The sequence below is a fragment of the Lentibacter algarum genome (assembly GCF_018860975.1).
Taxonomy (GTDB): domain Bacteria; phylum Pseudomonadota; class Alphaproteobacteria; order Rhodobacterales; family Rhodobacteraceae; genus Lentibacter; species Lentibacter algarum_A.
Map to the genome: position 1 here is coordinate 730,070 of NZ_JAHKQI010000005.1, position 14,694 is coordinate 744,763.

Genomic DNA, 14,694 nt, shown 5'->3' on the forward strand with positions numbered 1-14,694 from the left:
GGAGCTTTATGATGCCTCGTCTGCTCTCACTCGCCTTTGCTGTATTGGTGCTGGCCCTGCCTGCTGCGGCCTTTGAAACCCGTGCAAAGTCGGCCTACGTGCTTGACTACACGACTGGCACTGTTTTGTTGTCAAAGGATGCTGACGTGGCCTTGCCACCGGCTTCGATGAGCAAACTGATGACGCTATACATGGCTTTTGAGGCGCTGCGCGACGGGCAACTCAAGCCTGACGAGCGTCTGCGTGTGTCGCGTCATGCGCACAGCTACAAAGGATCAACGTTGTTTCTGGAAGAGGGCGAGCGCGTTCGGGTCGATGACTTGCTGCGCGGTATCATCGTGCTTTCGGGCAATGATGCCTGCGCCGTGATTGCCGAAACTCTAAGCCCTGACGGAACTGAAAAAGGCTTTGCACGCAAAATGACAGAGCGCGCCAAGGCTTTGGGTATGACAAACTCGTCCTTCGCGAACTCGAACGGCTGGCCCGATCCCGGACAGCGCATGTCAATGCGCGATCTGGCAATTCTGGCGACACGCATCATCGAAGATTTCCCCGAACACTATACAATGTTTGCTGAAAGCGAGTTTCTCTTTGACGAGAAAGAATCGCAAAACCGCTTTAACCGCAATCCTCTGTTGGGCCTCGGTATCGGCGCTGACGGTCTCAAAACAGGCCATACTCAGGAAGCCGGGTATGGGCTTGTCGGTTCCGTCAAACAGGGCAACCGCCGTATCATCTTCGTGATCTCCGGTCTGGAAAGCGAAAGCGCGCGCGCCACTGAAGCGGAAGCGATAACGAACTGGGCCTTCCGCCAGTTCAGCCAAGCCAAGCTCTTGGAAAAAGGCGACATTATTGCCAAAGCAGATGTCTGGATGGGTGCACAGGACACTGTCGACCTGACGGCTGATGCCGACTTGCTCGCGCTTGTGCCCATTGCCTCGAAAGGCAAAATCGCGGCCGAAGTAGTCTATGACGGCCCGCTCAAAGCGCCGATCACTGCCGGACAAAAAGTCGGCACACTGTTGATCAAGCCAGAGGGCCTGTCAGAAACCGAAGTGCCGCTCGTGGCTGCGCATGCGGTTGATGGCGGCGGTGTTATGGTGCGCCTCAAGACGGCTTCCCAAAAGGTGTTGAGCAAGATTGCGGCAAATGCCGAGGGCGCGCTTTGAGTGTCAGGCCCGCACGCTTCATCACACTTGAAGGCGTCGACGGATCAGGCAAATCAACCCAGTCGCGCTTGCTTAAAGACGCGCTAGAGGCCGAGGGCTATGAAGTGCTGCTCACGCGCGAGCCTGGCGGCTCGAAAGGGGCCGAAGAGATCCGCACTCTGGTGCTTGAAGGCGAGCCTGACCGCTGGTCTGCCGAAACCGAAATTCTGTTGTTCACAGCGGCGCGGCGCGATCATCTCGAGCGCACTATCGAGCCAGCCCTCGCTGCAGGCAAAGTTGTGCTCTGTGACCGCTTTGTTGACTCAACGCGCGTTTATCAGGGGATCTCGCGTGGCGATCTGCGCAGCACGGTTGACCAGCTGCATGCGCTGATGATTGGCTGCGAAGCTGACCTTACGTTGCTGTTTGATATGGACCCGAGCACAGGCCTGTCCCGCGCCAAGGCCCGCCAAACATCAGAAGAGCGGTTTGAAGATTTCGGCCTTGAGCTGCAGGTCAAAATGCGCGCGGGGTTTCTTGAGCTGGCCAAAGCGGAACCTGAGCGTTTCGCTGTGATTGACGCCAGTCAGAACATCGACACCGTTGCCAGCGACACGCTCAAAGCCTTAAAAGCAGTGCTCTGATGGCTGACGCACCCGTCTTTGAACCTGATCGCCTGGAAGGTGCACCGCATCCGCGCGACGCGGTTCAGCTTTATGGGCAGATCGACGCCGAGCAAAAATTTCTCGACGCTTACAACGCCGGGCGGCTGCATCACGGCTGGCTACTCACTGGGCCAAAAGGCGTTGGCAAAGCCACGCTGGCGTGGCGCTTGGCGCGGTTTTTGCTCACGCAAGAGGCCGAGGGCGGGCTGTTTGGAGAACCTGAAAAACCAACCACGCTTGATGTCGATGCCGCACACCCCGTGCTGCAACGCATGGTGGCTGGCTCGGAGTCGCGGCTGTTTCGTATCACACGCACAGTGAACCCCGACACCAAGCGCATGCGTGATGGCATTGTGGTTGATGACGTGCGGGAGCTGGGCCGCTTTTTGTCGATGTCCGCTGCTGAGGGTGGCCGCCGCGTGGTGATCATTGACGCCGCCGACGAGCTAAATGTGCAGGCTGCTAACGCGCTCTTGAAAATGCTCGAAGAACCGCCCGCGTTGACAACATTTTTGATTATCGCCCATCAGCCCGCTGGCCTTTTGCCAACCATCCGCTCGCGTTGCCGCGAGTTGCGCCTTGCCACACTTTCAGCTGAGAACATGGCTTTCGCGCTGGAAGGTGCAGGCTTTGACGCTGGGCAAAGTGACGGTGCCGCCGAGGCGCTTGGCACGCTCTCGGGTGGCTCGGTCGGCGCGGCGGCGCGTCTCTTGCAGCTTGACGGGCTTGCGCTTTACAGCGAGCTCATTGGCGTCTTTCAAACCCTGCCGCAGCTTGAGCGTTCACGTGTTGTCAGGCTTGCCGACAGCTTTGCGGCACGCGGCGCCGAAGAAAAGCTTGATCTGCTGCTCAACCTGCTCGAAACGCTGATGTTCCGCCTTGCGCGTGCGGGGGCTGCAGGAGCAAACAGCATGTCGCCAGCGCACCCTGGCGAGGCCGAGCTGCTCACCCGCCTCAGCCCCGACGCCCATGCCGCCCGGCGTTGGGCCAAGCTTTCTGACGCGTTGCTTACTCGCGCTCGTCATGGCCGCGCGGTGAACCTTGACCCTGCCGCGCTCATCCTTGATACGTTTATGCGTATTCAACGATCAGTTGCCGAGCAGAGCGCAAGATGAGCATTCCAAAGATAACCGACAGCCATTGTCACCTCGATTTCCCCGATTTCGCTGAAGAACTGCCGCAAGTTGTCAGCCGCGCCGTAGAAGCTGGCGTTCACCGCATGGTCACCATCTGCACGCGACTCAGGTTGTTGCCGCAAGTGCAAGCCATCGCCGAGGCGCACGCGCCGGTTTTCTTCGCCGCGGGAACTCACCCGATGAGCGCTGCCGACGAGCCTATGGCCACGTTTGACGAGTTGGTGAAGCTTGCTGAACACCCGAAATTTGTCGGCATCGGCGAGACAGGGCTTGATTATCACTACACCGCCGAAAGCGCCCAAGTGCAAAAAGACAGCTTGCGCATTCATTGCGCCGCTGCGGCTGCCACCGGCCTGCCGCTCATCATCCACGCGCGCGCCGCCGATGATGACATGGCGCGCATCCTCGCCGAAGAGCACGCCAATGCAGCTTTTAGCTGCGTCATGCACTGCTTTTCGTCCTCTTCCGAGCTGGCAAAAGCCGCGCTTGATCTGGGCTTCTATCTGTCAATGTCGGGCATCAGTGCCTTTCCTCGATCACAAGATATCCGTGACATTTTCGCCAGCGCCCCCGTCGAGCGTGTGTTGGTTGAAACAGACGCGCCCTACCTTGCCCCGCCGCCCTTCAGAGGCAAGCGCAACGAGCCGTCATATGTCGTCAACACTGCAAAAGTCGGTGCCGAGGTGTTCGGCCTTTCTTACGACGATTTCGCCGTCCAAACCGAGGCCAACTTTGAGCGGCTGTTCACCAAGGCCAAGTTCGCATGAGTGCCGAACTGCGATATACCATCCTCGGATGTGGCTCTTCGGGCGGTGTTCCGCGCCTCGCCGGAAAGGCGGGAGGGGAATGGGGTGATTGCGATCCCGACAATCCCAAAAACCGACGCCAGCGGTGCTCGATGCTGGTTGAGCGCGTCACCGACCAAGGCACCACGCGGGTCTTGATCGACACCAGCCCCGACATGCGCAATCAACTGCTTGTGGCAGGTGTGGGGGCGCTGGACGCAGTGGTCTACACGCACTCGCACGCTGATCATGTGCACGGGCTCGATGACTTGCGGATGGTGGTGTTCAACATGCGCACAAGGCTACAAGTCTGGGCCGACAGCTACACCCAACGTGATCTTTATGCGCGGTTTGGATATGCTTTCACCCAGCCTAAAGGCAGCTCCTATCCACCGATTTGTGAGATGAACACAATTGACGACGCCTTCGGCATAACAGGTGCCGGCGGTGAGATCGTGTTTACGCCCTTTGAAGTCAACCACGGGGCTATCGAAGCGCTCGGTTTTCGCATCGGCGGGTTGGCTTACCTGCCGGATGTCGCGCAAATGTCAGAAGAAGCATGGCTGGCTGTGCAAGGCCTCGACGTGTGGGTGCTTGATGCGCTGCGCCGTGCGCCGCATCCGACACACAGCCACCTTGCGCAGTCGCTTGAGTGGATAGCTGATGCCGCGCCCAAACGCGCTGTCCTAACCAACATGCACATCGACCTCGACTATGACACGCTCGAGGCCGAAACCCCCGATCACATCACCCCCGCCTATGACGGTATGGTGATCAAGCTCAAGGATTAACCATGCAAGCCTTGCTTGACGTCGTCCTGCCGGTTTTTCTTGTTGTCGGGGCGGGTTACGTCACTGTCTGGGCAAAGTTGTTTTCCAACGACGTCGTCGACGGGTTGATGAAATATACTCAGAACTTCGCCATTCCAGCGCTGTTGTTCACCGCGATCTCCGGCCTTGACCTGAGCGCCAGCTTTGATCCGTCTTTGTTGCTCAGCTATTATACAGGGTCTATCAGCTGCTTCACCATCGGGCTGCTGACCGCGCACTACCTGTTCAAGCGCGACTGGGAAGACAGCGTCGCCATCGGTTTTTGCTGCCTGTTCGCAAACTCGATCATGCTTGGCCTCGCGCTCACCGAGCAGGCCTATGGCAGCGACGCGTTGCAAGCCAACTACGCAATCGTCGCTGTGCACGCTTCGTTTTGCTACGGGGTCGGTATCACCGCAATGGAAATTGCCCGTGCTCACGCCAGCGGCGCGTCATTGGTCAAAACACCTGCTACCGTGGTCAAAGCAATGTTCCGCAATGCGCTGGTGCTCGGTATGCTACTTGGCTTCACGGTGAACCTGACGGGGATTCATCCACCACAAGTGCTGCTCGACGCAATCGCGCTTATCGTGCAAACGGCGTTGCCTATGGCGCTGTTTGGTCTTGGCGGCGTGCTGGTGCGCTACAAGATAAGAGGTGACAGCAAGGTCATCGCTTTCATCTGCGCGGTGTCCTTGGTGCTGCATCCGACAATTGTCTGGAACATGGGGCGTCTGATGGAGCTTGAAACACCGGCCTTCCGCTCTGCTGTGCTCACCGCTGCGATGGCCCCAGGCGTCAATGTCTACATTTTTGCCAGCATCTATGGAAAAGCAGAAAGGGTCGCTGCAGCCTCTGTATTGGTTGCAACGACGCTCTCGGTTTTCAGTGTTTGGCTCTGGCTCGGCGTGATGCCTTAAGCCGCTACGCCAAGCGTCTCTTTGCGTTTGGCAATAAACGCCGCGCGCCGTGCGCCTCGGGCCCAAGGCATTGCTGTTGTTTCGTGTTTCGCAGCTTCGATCATATTGTCGAGCCAGCGCTTGCGTTTGTGTTGGTCCTGCATGAAACCTATCCTCATATACCTGCCGTTTACCGGCTTGTTGGTTTGACTTGATTGTTGCTCAAGTCCGAATAAAGCGGTGAAATGAGGCGCACATTGGGCGTATTGGCGACAATTTTTGAGTATTTTAGAAACAACACTGCCCCAATTGAGCCGATTGTTTCAAAATTAGCTTACAGGCGAATAACCGCGATCAGGCGGCCGTAGTCTTGCTCTTTGTTGTGCGTTGTGCGGCGGTACGAGTAAAAGCGCGCCGCGTCTTCATAGGTGCAATGACCTGTCCAGCTGGTGTTGCCGACACCGCGTGCGCGCAGGCGTGACAGGCCAAAACCCGCCAAATCAAACAAATATTTGCCCTCATCGCGTCCGCTGATGAAAAAACGGTTGTTGTCGAGGTCTTCATCCAAGAACCTCTCCACAAATTCCTGCCCGACTTCATAGGAACGCTGCGAAATGCACGGCCCGATCACGGCCGAGATGTTTGCGGCCTTTGCGCCCAGCGCTTCCATTGCATCAACTGTGGCTTCCAGAACACCGCCTTGCGCGCCTTTCCATCCCGCATGTGCAGCACCGATCACACCTGCATCGTGGTCGGCAAACAGCACCGGCTGGCAATCGGCTGTCAAAATCGCGAGGCCCAAGCCGGCTTGAGCTGTCACCATTGCATCGGCCATGGGCTTCTCTGCGATCGGCGAAGTAACGTGCACAACATCCGGCGAATGCACCTGATGCACAGAGACAAGCACTTCGGGTGTCAGATCAAGCGCCGCTGCAACGCGCGCGCGGTTGATCGTCACCGCGCTGGTCAGATCTGACGAGCCATGCCCGCAGTTGAGCCCCGCATAGATGCCAGACGAGGCACCGCCCTTGCGAGTGAAGAACCCGTGTTTTAACGGCGCCAAACTGTCATCGGTAAGAATTTCAAGTGCCATGGTTGAGCCCCGCAGGCGGTGTTGCGCCGCTTTGGTAAAGTGCCATCACTTTAAAGAGCGTCCCCATTTCTTCGGGGTGCGTCAAGCGCCGATGTGCCGCAATGTGGCTTTCCAGCGCCGCACCACTGAGCTTGCTGGCCAAGGCCTGCGCCCTTTGGGTGATACCCAGACGTTCGAGGAATACGCCTTGCGGTGTCAGCGCGCTTGAAGCGGCAGGAGAGGCGGCCAGCGCAAGCGCCTCAAAGTCGACATGTGCAGTCAAGTCTGCTGCACCTGCGTTGTGCAGCGGGCTAACTTTCTCGTGTGCCTTGAGCGCCTGAAACGTGTCACCCTTTGAGCGCCAGTCGCCGTAGTCAACCAGCAGTGCCACACCGCCGTGCCGCGCGATGTGCTGGCCGATCTGCGCAGCAATGGCTTGCGACGGGGCAGAATGCTCGACAATGTCGCCGTCCTGCGTGTCGGCCAGACGATGCGTCAGAAAGCTATAGTCACTTACCTCGGTCAGCCCGAAGGCCAAGCTGTCACCTTCTAGCCCGATAACCCGCTCGCGCCAGTTATCACCATCACGGATGAACTGCCGCACGGGCAGCGCATCAAAGAACTCGTTGGCAATGAGAAACAACGGCTGCCCTGTCAGATCAAGCTGGCTGCTCCAAGTCGCCCGATGCGGCAGCAGCGCCTCTTGTTGGCGGGCGCTCAACACGGGCGAGCTTTCAACCATCAGCACCTCGGCAGCACTGTGAAACCCCGCAACACCGCGTGTGGCGCGCAGAAGGTCAGCCATAAGCGTGCCGCGCCCGGGCCCAAGCTCTGCGAGAGTGAAGCGCTCGGGCGATCCTGCCTCCAGCCATGTCTGAGCCAGCGAGAGGCCGAGAAGTTCACCAAACATCTGGCTGATCTCAGGCGCTGTGGTGAAGTCACCTGCCGTGCCCAAAGGGTCACGGGTGGTGTAATAGCCATGTTCGGCGTGTTGCAGGCAGATCGACATATAGTCCGCCAAGGTGAGCGGCCCCGTCGCGGCTATCTGACGGGTGATGATGGCCTCAAGCGGGTTCACCCGCGCCGCCGCGCGTAAAGGATAAAGCCGAGGCCAACAGCCACCATCGGCAGCGAAAGAAGTTGCCCCATCGAGACACCAAACTCACCCAACCGCAGCACATGCCCAAGCGGGTTCTCGGGTGTGATAAACTGCGCATCGGCCTCGCGAAAATGCTCGACCACAAAGCGCGCCGCGCCGTAACCAAAAACAAATACGCCAAGGATCAAACCCGGCTTTTTCAGCGCATCGCGTTTGTAGGCCAACCACAGCAGAACGAGGCCAAGCAAAGCCCCCTCAAGCGCGGCTTGGTAAAGCTGCGAGGGATGGCGCAGCAGCTCATTGCCGGTGTAAAACCAGTCACCGACAGGTTCACAGCCTTGCAGCATGGTGTCGCGGCACATTGTCGGAAACTTCATCGCCCATGGCACATCCGTTGGTCGGCCCCAAAGCTCGGCGTTGATAAAGTTTGCCAGCCGTCCAAGCATCAGGCCCCAAGGCACACCAAGGGCGATGGTATCCGCAGCGCCGATCTTGGAGACTCCGTTGCGCACCGTCCATATCCACGAGGCCACGACAACGCCGAGAAAACCGCCATGAAAGGCCATGCCGCCCTGCCAAACTTGCAAGATCTGGCTCGGGTTGGCGAAGTAGTAAGCAGGCTCGTAAAACAAAACAAACCCCAGCCGTCCGCCGATGATGATGCCAAGGATGATCCAAGTGAGCAGGTCTTCGAGCTGGTCTTTGGTGCAAGGCGCATCACCGGCCCAAAGCCGCGCAGTCGCCACCGCCCGCAGGCTGACGCGCCACGCAATGATAATGCCGACGATATAGGCCAATGCATACCAGCGCAGCGAGAACTCGAACCCAGCGATAGGCAGAGTGAAAATCTCGGGTGAAATCTCGGGGAAGGGGATCATTGCTTGCATCATTAAACCTGTGTGCATCTGGAAGAAACTGACGTCAACCTTGAGGATTGCGCTGCACTACCCCATATAGGAAGAAAGCAAAACGCCGGAGTGAAACATGCAAACACGTAACAAAGTGCTCGACGACATTTCCCAGCTGATGACCAACGCGATGGGCGTGGCACAGGGAGCGAAGACAGAAGCGGAAACTGCGATGAAATCACTGGTTGATCGCTGGCTCGCGGACCGGGACTTTGTCACCCGCGAGGAGTTTGATGCTGTTCGCGCTATGGCTCAGAAAGCCCGCGAAGAAAATGCCAGCTTGGCAGCGCGGCTTGACGCAATTGAAGCCAAAAAGAAATAACACTTGCCAGATGGCTCTGCTCAAAGTTCAGTAGAGCCATGACAGATGGCGACGACGACCTGAACGCAGCCTATGCGCTCAAAACTCCTGAAGACAGCAAGCGTCTCTACGGCGCCTGGGCCGAAAGCTATGACACAGGTTTTGCAGACGAGCTTGCCTACCGCTTGCCCGAACATGTCGCCGAAGCCTTGGCTGCGCGTTCGCCGAACGGGCCGATCCTGGACATCGGTGCTGGCACAGGGCTTGTCGGTTTGGCCCTGAGCGCGCTTGGGCTTGGCCCGGTGGATGGCACAGATATCAGCCAGGAAATGCTCGATAAAGCCGCGCAAAAAGATGTCTATCAACGGCTGTTCACCGGCGACATGACAAAGCGACTGCCGGTGAATGACGGAGCCTACAATGCTGTTGTCTCCTCGGGAACCTTCACCACGGGCCACGTCGGGCCGGAGGCTCTGGATGAAGTTCTGAGAATCGCGGCGACAGGCGCTCTGATCGCAATTTCAATCAGCGAAGCGCATTGGGAAGCAGCAGGGTTTCGTTCTAAGTTTGACAGCCTTGTCGGGAAAATCCACGATTTTGAGTTGGTGCCTGTGCAGATCTACGGCGCAGAAGCAAAGCATGAGCACGCCGACGACCGCGGCAACATCGCCCTGTTTTACAAGGCCTGACCAAATAGTGCGCCATAGGGCGCGCTCAACATCTCGTCTTTAAGCCTGCGGCGACATCCTCGGATTGGTGTCTGCCTATTCGGGCGGAACGACCTTTCCAGGGTTCATGATATTGTTAGGATCAAGTGCCGCTTTGATCGCCCGCATCGCAGCCAAAGCTGCGGGATTTTTGCGCCTTGCCATTGAGGGGAGCTTGTAAGTTCCGATACCGTGCTCGGCCGAAAAGCTGCCGCCATGTGCGAGCACGCAGTCTTCCACGATCTCGACAATTTGCGCTTTCACATCTGCCGAGTGGTTCGGTGCTTTTACGGCGTAATGCACGTTGCCGTCACCAAGGTGCGCAACGATCAGTGGGTAAGCCTCGCTGTCAGCTTCTTTGATGCGCTGATCAGCCATGTTGATGAAGCTTTCGACCTTATCAACCGGCACCGCAATGTCGTTGTTGATGATCGGAGCCTGTGCAAAAATAATCTCAGCGGCAGCCTCGCGGCGCTCCCACATCTCGCGGCGCTGGGCTTCGTTTTGGGCCACGACAGCGTCGAGGATCACACCATCTTCGAACAACGTAGCAAGTGTGTCTTCGAGCGTGTGGCTGATCATAGCGCGGCCATCGTCTTGTTCGGCGGCATCGCGTGCAGCCGTTGCGCCGACTTCGACAAGTATGTTCACCGCGTGCATTTCTTCAAACGGTGCTCGCGCTTGCGTGGCTTTCATATGCGTTTCAATATAGATTTGCGGCATGTATTCAAACGCTTCGACAGCACCGCCCGTGGCCGCTTGCAACTGCCCGAGCAGGGCTAAGGCACTTGTCAGACTGTCAGTTGCAATCATCGCCGTTGCATAGGCGCGCGGTTTGGGAAACAGCTTGAGCACAGCGGCGGTGATGATGCCGAGCGTGCCCTCAGCGCCGATCATCAGATGTTTGAGGTTATAGCCCGAGTTGTCTTTGTGCAGCTCGCTCATGATATCCATCACTTCACCTGTCGGCAGCACAACCTCAAGCCCAAGGCATAGATCGCGGGTGTTGCCATAGCGCACAACGTTGGAGCCGCCTGCATTTGTTGACAGATTGCCACCAATCATCGCCGAGCCTTGCGCCCCGAAGGTGAGGGGGAATATGAGGCCTTGTTCCTCAACCGCACCACGCAGGTTGGCGAGGATCACGCCAGCCTCGACCACCGCGATCTTGGCCTCGGCGCGCACTTCGCGAATGGCATTCATGCGCTCTAGCGAGATCATGATCGCGCCTTCGGCAATGGCCCCTGCCGCGAGGCCGGTGTTGCCCGACACTGGCACGACGGTTGTGCCCGTGGCATTCGCGAGCTTGACGATATCGGAGACTTCAGCGGTGTTGGCGGGCCGCACAACGGCTAAGGGTGTCCAGCTGAAGTCACCGGGAAAGTCGCGGCTATACCGCTCCATGTCAGCGCCCTCGAGCACCTGTTTGTCACCAACGATCTGAGCAAGTTTGTCGAGCATGAGGCCTCCTTGCAGAAAGCCTAGTCCGACAACCCTGGCTCATCAAGCAAATGCCGCCCGTCGCGGTCTTCAACTTCGATAATCCACAAGTCAGGGTCAGAGCGCTTTTGCCTCGCCAGTGCCTCATCAACCTCGCGTTCGGCGCCCTCGGCCAGAACGGCCCAATGGCGTGTATCACTCATCAGGTCAAAACTGCGTTGGAACACTTGTGCTTGCCCGTCGAGCGTGTTGAGTTTCACAAACACCACGCCCGCGGTGTCATCGCCATGTTGAACCACAAAGGCAGGGATGTCTTGCAGTCGCAGACGCGCAATATAGGCCGAAACCCAGAATTCAGCGGTCAGTCTGCTCAAGCGTTGCCGTCCTTGAAATTCAGGCCCATCTCTTGGTAGCGCTCGGCATCATCAAGCCAGCCGGGCCGCACTTTAACCTTGAGAAAAAGGTGAACTTTACGGCCCAGGAACTCTTCGAGTTCTTCGCGCGAAGCCTTGGAAACCGACTTGATCGTTTCGCCACCTTTGCCAAGCACAATACCTTTATGCCCGTCGCGCACGACGTAAATCATCTGGTCAATCTTGCAGGAGCCGTCTTTACGTTCTTCCCAGTTCTCTGTCTCGACAGTCATCTGGTAAGGCAGTTCCTGGTGCAGCCTCAGGGTCAGCTTCTCGCGTGTCATCTCGGCGGCAATCATCCGCATTGGCAAATCAGCAATCTGGTCTTCGGGGTAAAGCCACGGCCCTTCCGGCACTTCGGCAGCCAGCCACTCGCGCAGGGCAGGGACGCCGTGTGCGCGCTCGGCCGAGATCATAAAGGTCTGCTCGAACGGGTAGCGCGCGTTCATGTCCTCGGTGAGTGCCAGCAGCACATCGCTCTTCACCTTGTCGATCTTGTTGATCGCCAGCGCCACGCGCTGCTTGCCCTCAAAGGCTGTCAGGCTGGCAATAATGCTCTCAACACCCTCGGTCACGCCACGGTGCGCCTCAATGAGCAACACAACGATGTCCGCATCCGCCGCGCCGCCCCATGCTGCGGCTACCATAGCGCGGTCAAGCCGCCGCTTGGGTGCAAACAGGCCGGGTGTGTCAACAAACACCAACTGCGAGTCGCCCTCGATCGCCACACCGCGAATGCGTGCTCGCGTTGTCTGAACCTTATGTGTCACGATGCTTACCTTGGCACCAACCATACGGTTGGTCAGCGTCGATTTGCCCGCATTCGGCTCGCCAATCAGGGCGACAAAGCCCGCGCGTTTTGTCATTGTGTCTTGCTCCAAAAGCTGTTGTGGCGCTTCTAGCGCGTTTAAGCGCTGGCCGCTAGTGCGGGCTTTTGAGGGCGCGATCACGCAGAAAGCTATACAGCCCGGCCGCCACGATCACGACAGCCCCGAGCAGCACAAAGCCATCGGGCCGCTCGCCAAAGAGCGTCACCGCAAGGATAAGCGCAAACACAAGTCGCGTGTAGCGGAACGGCGCAACAAAGCCGACATCACCCACACGCATCGCCGCATTGAGGGCGCTGTAAGCAAAAACACCAACTAAGGCGGCCGCGATCAGCTTGAGCAATGGCACGCCTGCAGGCAGGGCAGGCGGAACGCCTTCAAGTATCGTCAAAATGGCGCCAGCAAGCACCAGCACAGAAAAGCCTAAGGTGCCAAGTTGTGCCATGGTCATGCTCGCAGGGCTCGCGCGCGTGGCCAAGTCACGCCCTGCAAAGCCAAGCATTCCGAGCACCGCAAACAGCGAGGTCAACTCAAAGCCACCTATGCCTGGCCGCAGGATTATGAGCACCCCGACAAGGCCAACAAACATGGCCGCCCAACGCCGCCAACCAACAACCTCACCAAACACAAATACCGCGCCGATGGTCACGACAATCGGTGTGGCTTGCAAAATCGCCGAGGTGCTGGCCAAGGGCGCATAGGCAAGCGCGAGGCCGTAAAACAACCGCCCCATCAACTCAAAGGCCGAGCGGATAAGCTGTGAACGGTGAAAAACTGCAGAGTGAAACACCGCCTCTTGGCGCAGCAAGGAATAGCCTGCAAAGAGCAGCAGCCCGAGAGCACCGAAAGTGATCAGAGAGGGGCCAACCTGTGCGGTTTGCGTGGCTGACTTGAAGAACACATCCTCCAGAGCAAACCCTGCCATAGACGCGACCATAAGGCCAGCGCCAAGCTTGTTGTCAGCCTGTCTCACCCACCAACGCGCTCAAGCAACTCACGGGCCGCGGCTTGCTCGGCGTGGCGTTTTGAGGGGGCCGTTGCTTGGGCTGTCTCGCCACTGGCAAGCTGCGCCTCGATGGTAAACACAGGCGCATGGTCAGGGCCGGAGCGGGCCGTCTCAACATATTTTGGCGGGGTTTGTTTGCGGGCCTGCGCCCACTCTTGCAGCGCGGTCTTGGGGTCGCGCGCGTCACTCTCGACGCTCGCTATCCTGCTCGCCCAGAACTGCAGGATGAACGCCCGCGCGGCCTCGAATCCGCCGTCAAGATGCACCGCCGCAATCACCGCTTCCATCGCATCGCCCAAAAGCGCCGTCTTGCGCCGCCCGCCTGACATCATCTCCGAGCGCCCTAGCTTGAGCACCGCACCAATGTCGATCTCCCGCGCCACATCGGCGCAGGTTTCCTTGCGCACCAAAGCGTTGTAACGCGGCGCAAGCTGGCCTTCCTTGGCGGCTTTGTCGTCGGCCATAAGGGCCTCGGCAATCACAAGACCAAGCACGCGGTCCCCCAAAAACTCGAGCCGCTGGTTGTCAGGCCGTGTTGGGGACGAAACCGAAGGATGCGTCAGCGCGCGCAACAATAGCTCGGGCCGCTTGAAAGAATACCCGATGCGCGCCTCAAAGGCTTTGGTGTCAGCCGAGAGCTTCACTCAACCCGCTTGAAAAAGCGATCGCCGCGCCATGTCCAGAAATAGAGCATACGGCGGCCGGCCGAGGAGAACACGATACGGTCAGCGCGGCCGATCAGGTTCTCGTAGGGAACAAATCCGACACCGCCAACAAGTTGGTCAAAGCGGCTGTCGGTCGAGTTGTCGCGGTTGTCACCCATGAAAAAGTAGTGCCCGGCAGGCACGGTATAAACCGGCGTGTTGTCAGAGGGCTGGTTGGTGATGTTCAAAACACTGTGCCGGCGGCCGTTAGGCAGCGTCTCGTATTGGCGCGACTTTTTGCAAGTGGCGCCTTCGCCAACGGCCCCGTTCTCACAACGCGGGCGCATACCTTGTGGGCCTTGCAGAGCAAAAATCTCATCAAAGCTGCCGCCGTCTTCAAGGGTTACCGGCTTGCCGTTTATCTGCAAAACACCCTCAGTAACTTGCACGGTGTCACCGGGCAGGCCAATCAGCCGCTTGATATAGTCGGTACCGTTCACAGGATGCCGGAACACCACGACATCGCCCATCTCGGGCTCACCGCCCCAGACGCGTGCATTATCGCCCTTCATAAACCCGCAGAGGTCTTCCGCATCAACGTTCAGCCCGACAGCCGGAATGCGCACGCTCGGGCAAGAAGCGTAGGAATAGCCATAGGCCATCTTGTTCACGAACAGAAAGTCGCCGATCAAAAGCGTGTCTTTCATCGAGCCGGAAGGGATCCAGAACGGCTGAAAGAACACCGAGCGAAACACGCCCGCAATGAGCAAAGCCCAGAATATGGTTTTGATGGTTTCCCAAATGCCGTTTGGTTTTTTCTCTTCGGTGCTCATGC

Annotated in this window: 18 protein-coding genes; 8 read left to right on the forward strand and 10 right to left on the reverse strand. The window is 58.3% G+C overall.

Going from position 1 to position 14,694, the window contains the following annotated elements; all coding sequences use genetic code 11:
* Positions 1 to 11: 11 nt before the first annotated feature.
* From KO498_RS07820 to KO498_RS07845, 6 genes are read left to right on the forward strand one after another with little or no spacing between them, the layout of a single operon-like run.
* Positions 12 to 1,169: a D-alanyl-D-alanine carboxypeptidase family protein gene (locus KO498_RS07820; RefSeq protein ID WP_436835924.1), complete on the forward strand. Its 1,158-nt coding sequence runs from the start codon at positions 12 to 14 to the stop codon at positions 1,167 to 1,169.
* Positions 1,166 to 1,792, forward strand: a complete 627-nt coding sequence (tmk, locus tag KO498_RS07825; protein ID WP_215959311.1) for a dTMP kinase — start codon at positions 1,166 to 1,168, stop codon at positions 1,790 to 1,792. The genes KO498_RS07820 and tmk overlap by 4 nt, the downstream gene beginning before the upstream one ends.
* Positions 1,792 to 2,928 carry a DNA polymerase III subunit delta' gene (locus KO498_RS07830; protein WP_215959312.1) on the forward strand — a complete coding sequence of 379 codons (1,137 nt, stop codon included), beginning with the start codon at positions 1,792 to 1,794 and terminating at the stop codon, positions 2,926 to 2,928. The genes tmk and KO498_RS07830 overlap by 1 nt, the downstream gene beginning before the upstream one ends.
* Positions 2,925 to 3,716 carry a TatD family hydrolase gene (locus KO498_RS07835; RefSeq protein WP_215959313.1) on the forward strand — a complete coding sequence of 264 codons (792 nt, stop codon included), beginning with the start codon at positions 2,925 to 2,927 and terminating at the stop codon, positions 3,714 to 3,716. Before KO498_RS07830 ends, KO498_RS07835 begins: the two co-directional genes overlap by 4 nt.
* Entirely contained in the window at positions 3,713 to 4,525 is an 813-nt protein-coding gene (locus KO498_RS07840; protein WP_215959314.1) for an MBL fold metallo-hydrolase, read from the forward strand. The genes KO498_RS07835 and KO498_RS07840 overlap by 4 nt, the downstream gene beginning before the upstream one ends.
* A 2-nt stretch (positions 4,526 to 4,527) precedes the next feature.
* On the forward strand, positions 4,528 to 5,463 hold the full coding sequence (locus KO498_RS07845) for an AEC family transporter (protein ID WP_215959315.1): 936 nt from the start codon (positions 4,528 to 4,530) through the stop codon (positions 5,461 to 5,463).
* On the opposite strand, the gene KO498_RS07850 is transcribed toward KO498_RS07845, so the two are convergent.
* The 4 genes from KO498_RS07850 to lgt all read right to left on the reverse strand — a co-directional run bounded on the left by KO498_RS07850 (position 5,460) and on the right by lgt (position 8,500).
* Positions 5,460 to 5,606, reverse strand: coding sequence for a hypothetical protein (locus KO498_RS07850; protein WP_215959316.1), 147 nt, complete (start codon positions 5,604 to 5,606; stop codon positions 5,460 to 5,462). The genes KO498_RS07845 and KO498_RS07850 overlap by 4 nt on opposite strands.
* Positions 5,607 to 5,776: 170 nt before the next feature.
* Positions 5,777 to 6,535, reverse strand: coding sequence for a peptidoglycan editing factor PgeF (pgeF, locus tag KO498_RS07855; protein WP_215959317.1), 759 nt, complete (start codon positions 6,533 to 6,535; stop codon positions 5,777 to 5,779).
* A complete protein-coding gene (locus tag KO498_RS07860; RefSeq protein WP_215959318.1) occupies positions 6,525 to 7,592 on the reverse strand; it encodes a class I SAM-dependent methyltransferase in 1,068 nt (355 codons plus the stop codon). Before KO498_RS07860 ends, pgeF begins: the two co-directional genes overlap by 11 nt.
* The gene (gene lgt / locus KO498_RS07865; RefSeq protein WP_215959437.1) at positions 7,589 to 8,500 is read right to left on the reverse strand and encodes a prolipoprotein diacylglyceryl transferase; all 912 of its coding nucleotides are present in this window, start codon (positions 8,498 to 8,500) and stop codon (positions 7,589 to 7,591) included. Before lgt ends, KO498_RS07860 begins: the two co-directional genes overlap by 4 nt.
* Before the next feature lie 97 nt (positions 8,501 to 8,597).
* Between lgt and KO498_RS07870 the strand changes: the two genes are divergently transcribed.
* Together KO498_RS07870 and KO498_RS07875 are read left to right on the forward strand one after the other, a co-directional pair.
* Positions 8,598 to 8,843: an accessory factor UbiK family protein gene (locus KO498_RS07870; protein ID WP_215959319.1), complete on the forward strand. Its 246-nt coding sequence runs from the start codon at positions 8,598 to 8,600 to the stop codon at positions 8,841 to 8,843.
* Positions 8,844 to 8,881: 38 nt separating this feature from the next.
* Positions 8,882 to 9,511 carry a class I SAM-dependent DNA methyltransferase gene (locus tag KO498_RS07875; RefSeq protein WP_215959320.1) on the forward strand — a complete coding sequence of 210 codons (630 nt, stop codon included), beginning with the start codon at positions 8,882 to 8,884 and terminating at the stop codon, positions 9,509 to 9,511.
* A gap of 75 nt (positions 9,512 to 9,586) precedes the next feature.
* Here KO498_RS07875 and KO498_RS07880 read toward each other — a convergent pair whose 3' ends face one another.
* Genes KO498_RS07880 through lepB form a run of 6 tightly spaced genes read right to left on the reverse strand, consistent with a single transcriptional unit; the run spans position 9,587 to position 14,692 of the window.
* Positions 9,587 to 10,990: an FAD-binding oxidoreductase gene (locus KO498_RS07880; protein WP_215959321.1), complete on the reverse strand. Its 1,404-nt coding sequence runs from the start codon at positions 10,988 to 10,990 to the stop codon at positions 9,587 to 9,589.
* A 20-nt stretch (positions 10,991 to 11,010) separates the two neighbouring features.
* Positions 11,011 to 11,343, reverse strand: coding sequence for a DUF1491 family protein (locus KO498_RS07885; RefSeq protein ID WP_215959322.1), 333 nt, complete (start codon positions 11,341 to 11,343; stop codon positions 11,011 to 11,013).
* Positions 11,340 to 12,248, reverse strand: coding sequence for a GTPase Era (gene era / locus KO498_RS07890; RefSeq protein WP_215959323.1), 909 nt, complete (start codon positions 12,246 to 12,248; stop codon positions 11,340 to 11,342). Before era ends, KO498_RS07885 begins: the two co-directional genes overlap by 4 nt.
* 55 nt (positions 12,249 to 12,303) lie before the next feature.
* The gene (locus KO498_RS07895; RefSeq protein WP_354667633.1) at positions 12,304 to 13,182 is read right to left on the reverse strand and encodes a DMT family transporter; all 879 of its coding nucleotides are present in this window, start codon (positions 13,180 to 13,182) and stop codon (positions 12,304 to 12,306) included.
* Complete coding sequence (rnc, locus tag KO498_RS07900; protein ID WP_215959324.1) at positions 13,179 to 13,859, reverse strand: ribonuclease III; 681 nt, start codon at positions 13,857 to 13,859, stop codon at positions 13,179 to 13,181. The genes KO498_RS07895 and rnc overlap by 4 nt, the downstream gene beginning before the upstream one ends.
* Entirely contained in the window at positions 13,856 to 14,692 is an 837-nt protein-coding gene (gene lepB, locus KO498_RS07905) for a signal peptidase I (protein ID WP_215959325.1), read from the reverse strand. Before lepB ends, rnc begins: the two co-directional genes overlap by 4 nt.
* Positions 14,693 to 14,694: the final 2 nt, after the last annotated feature.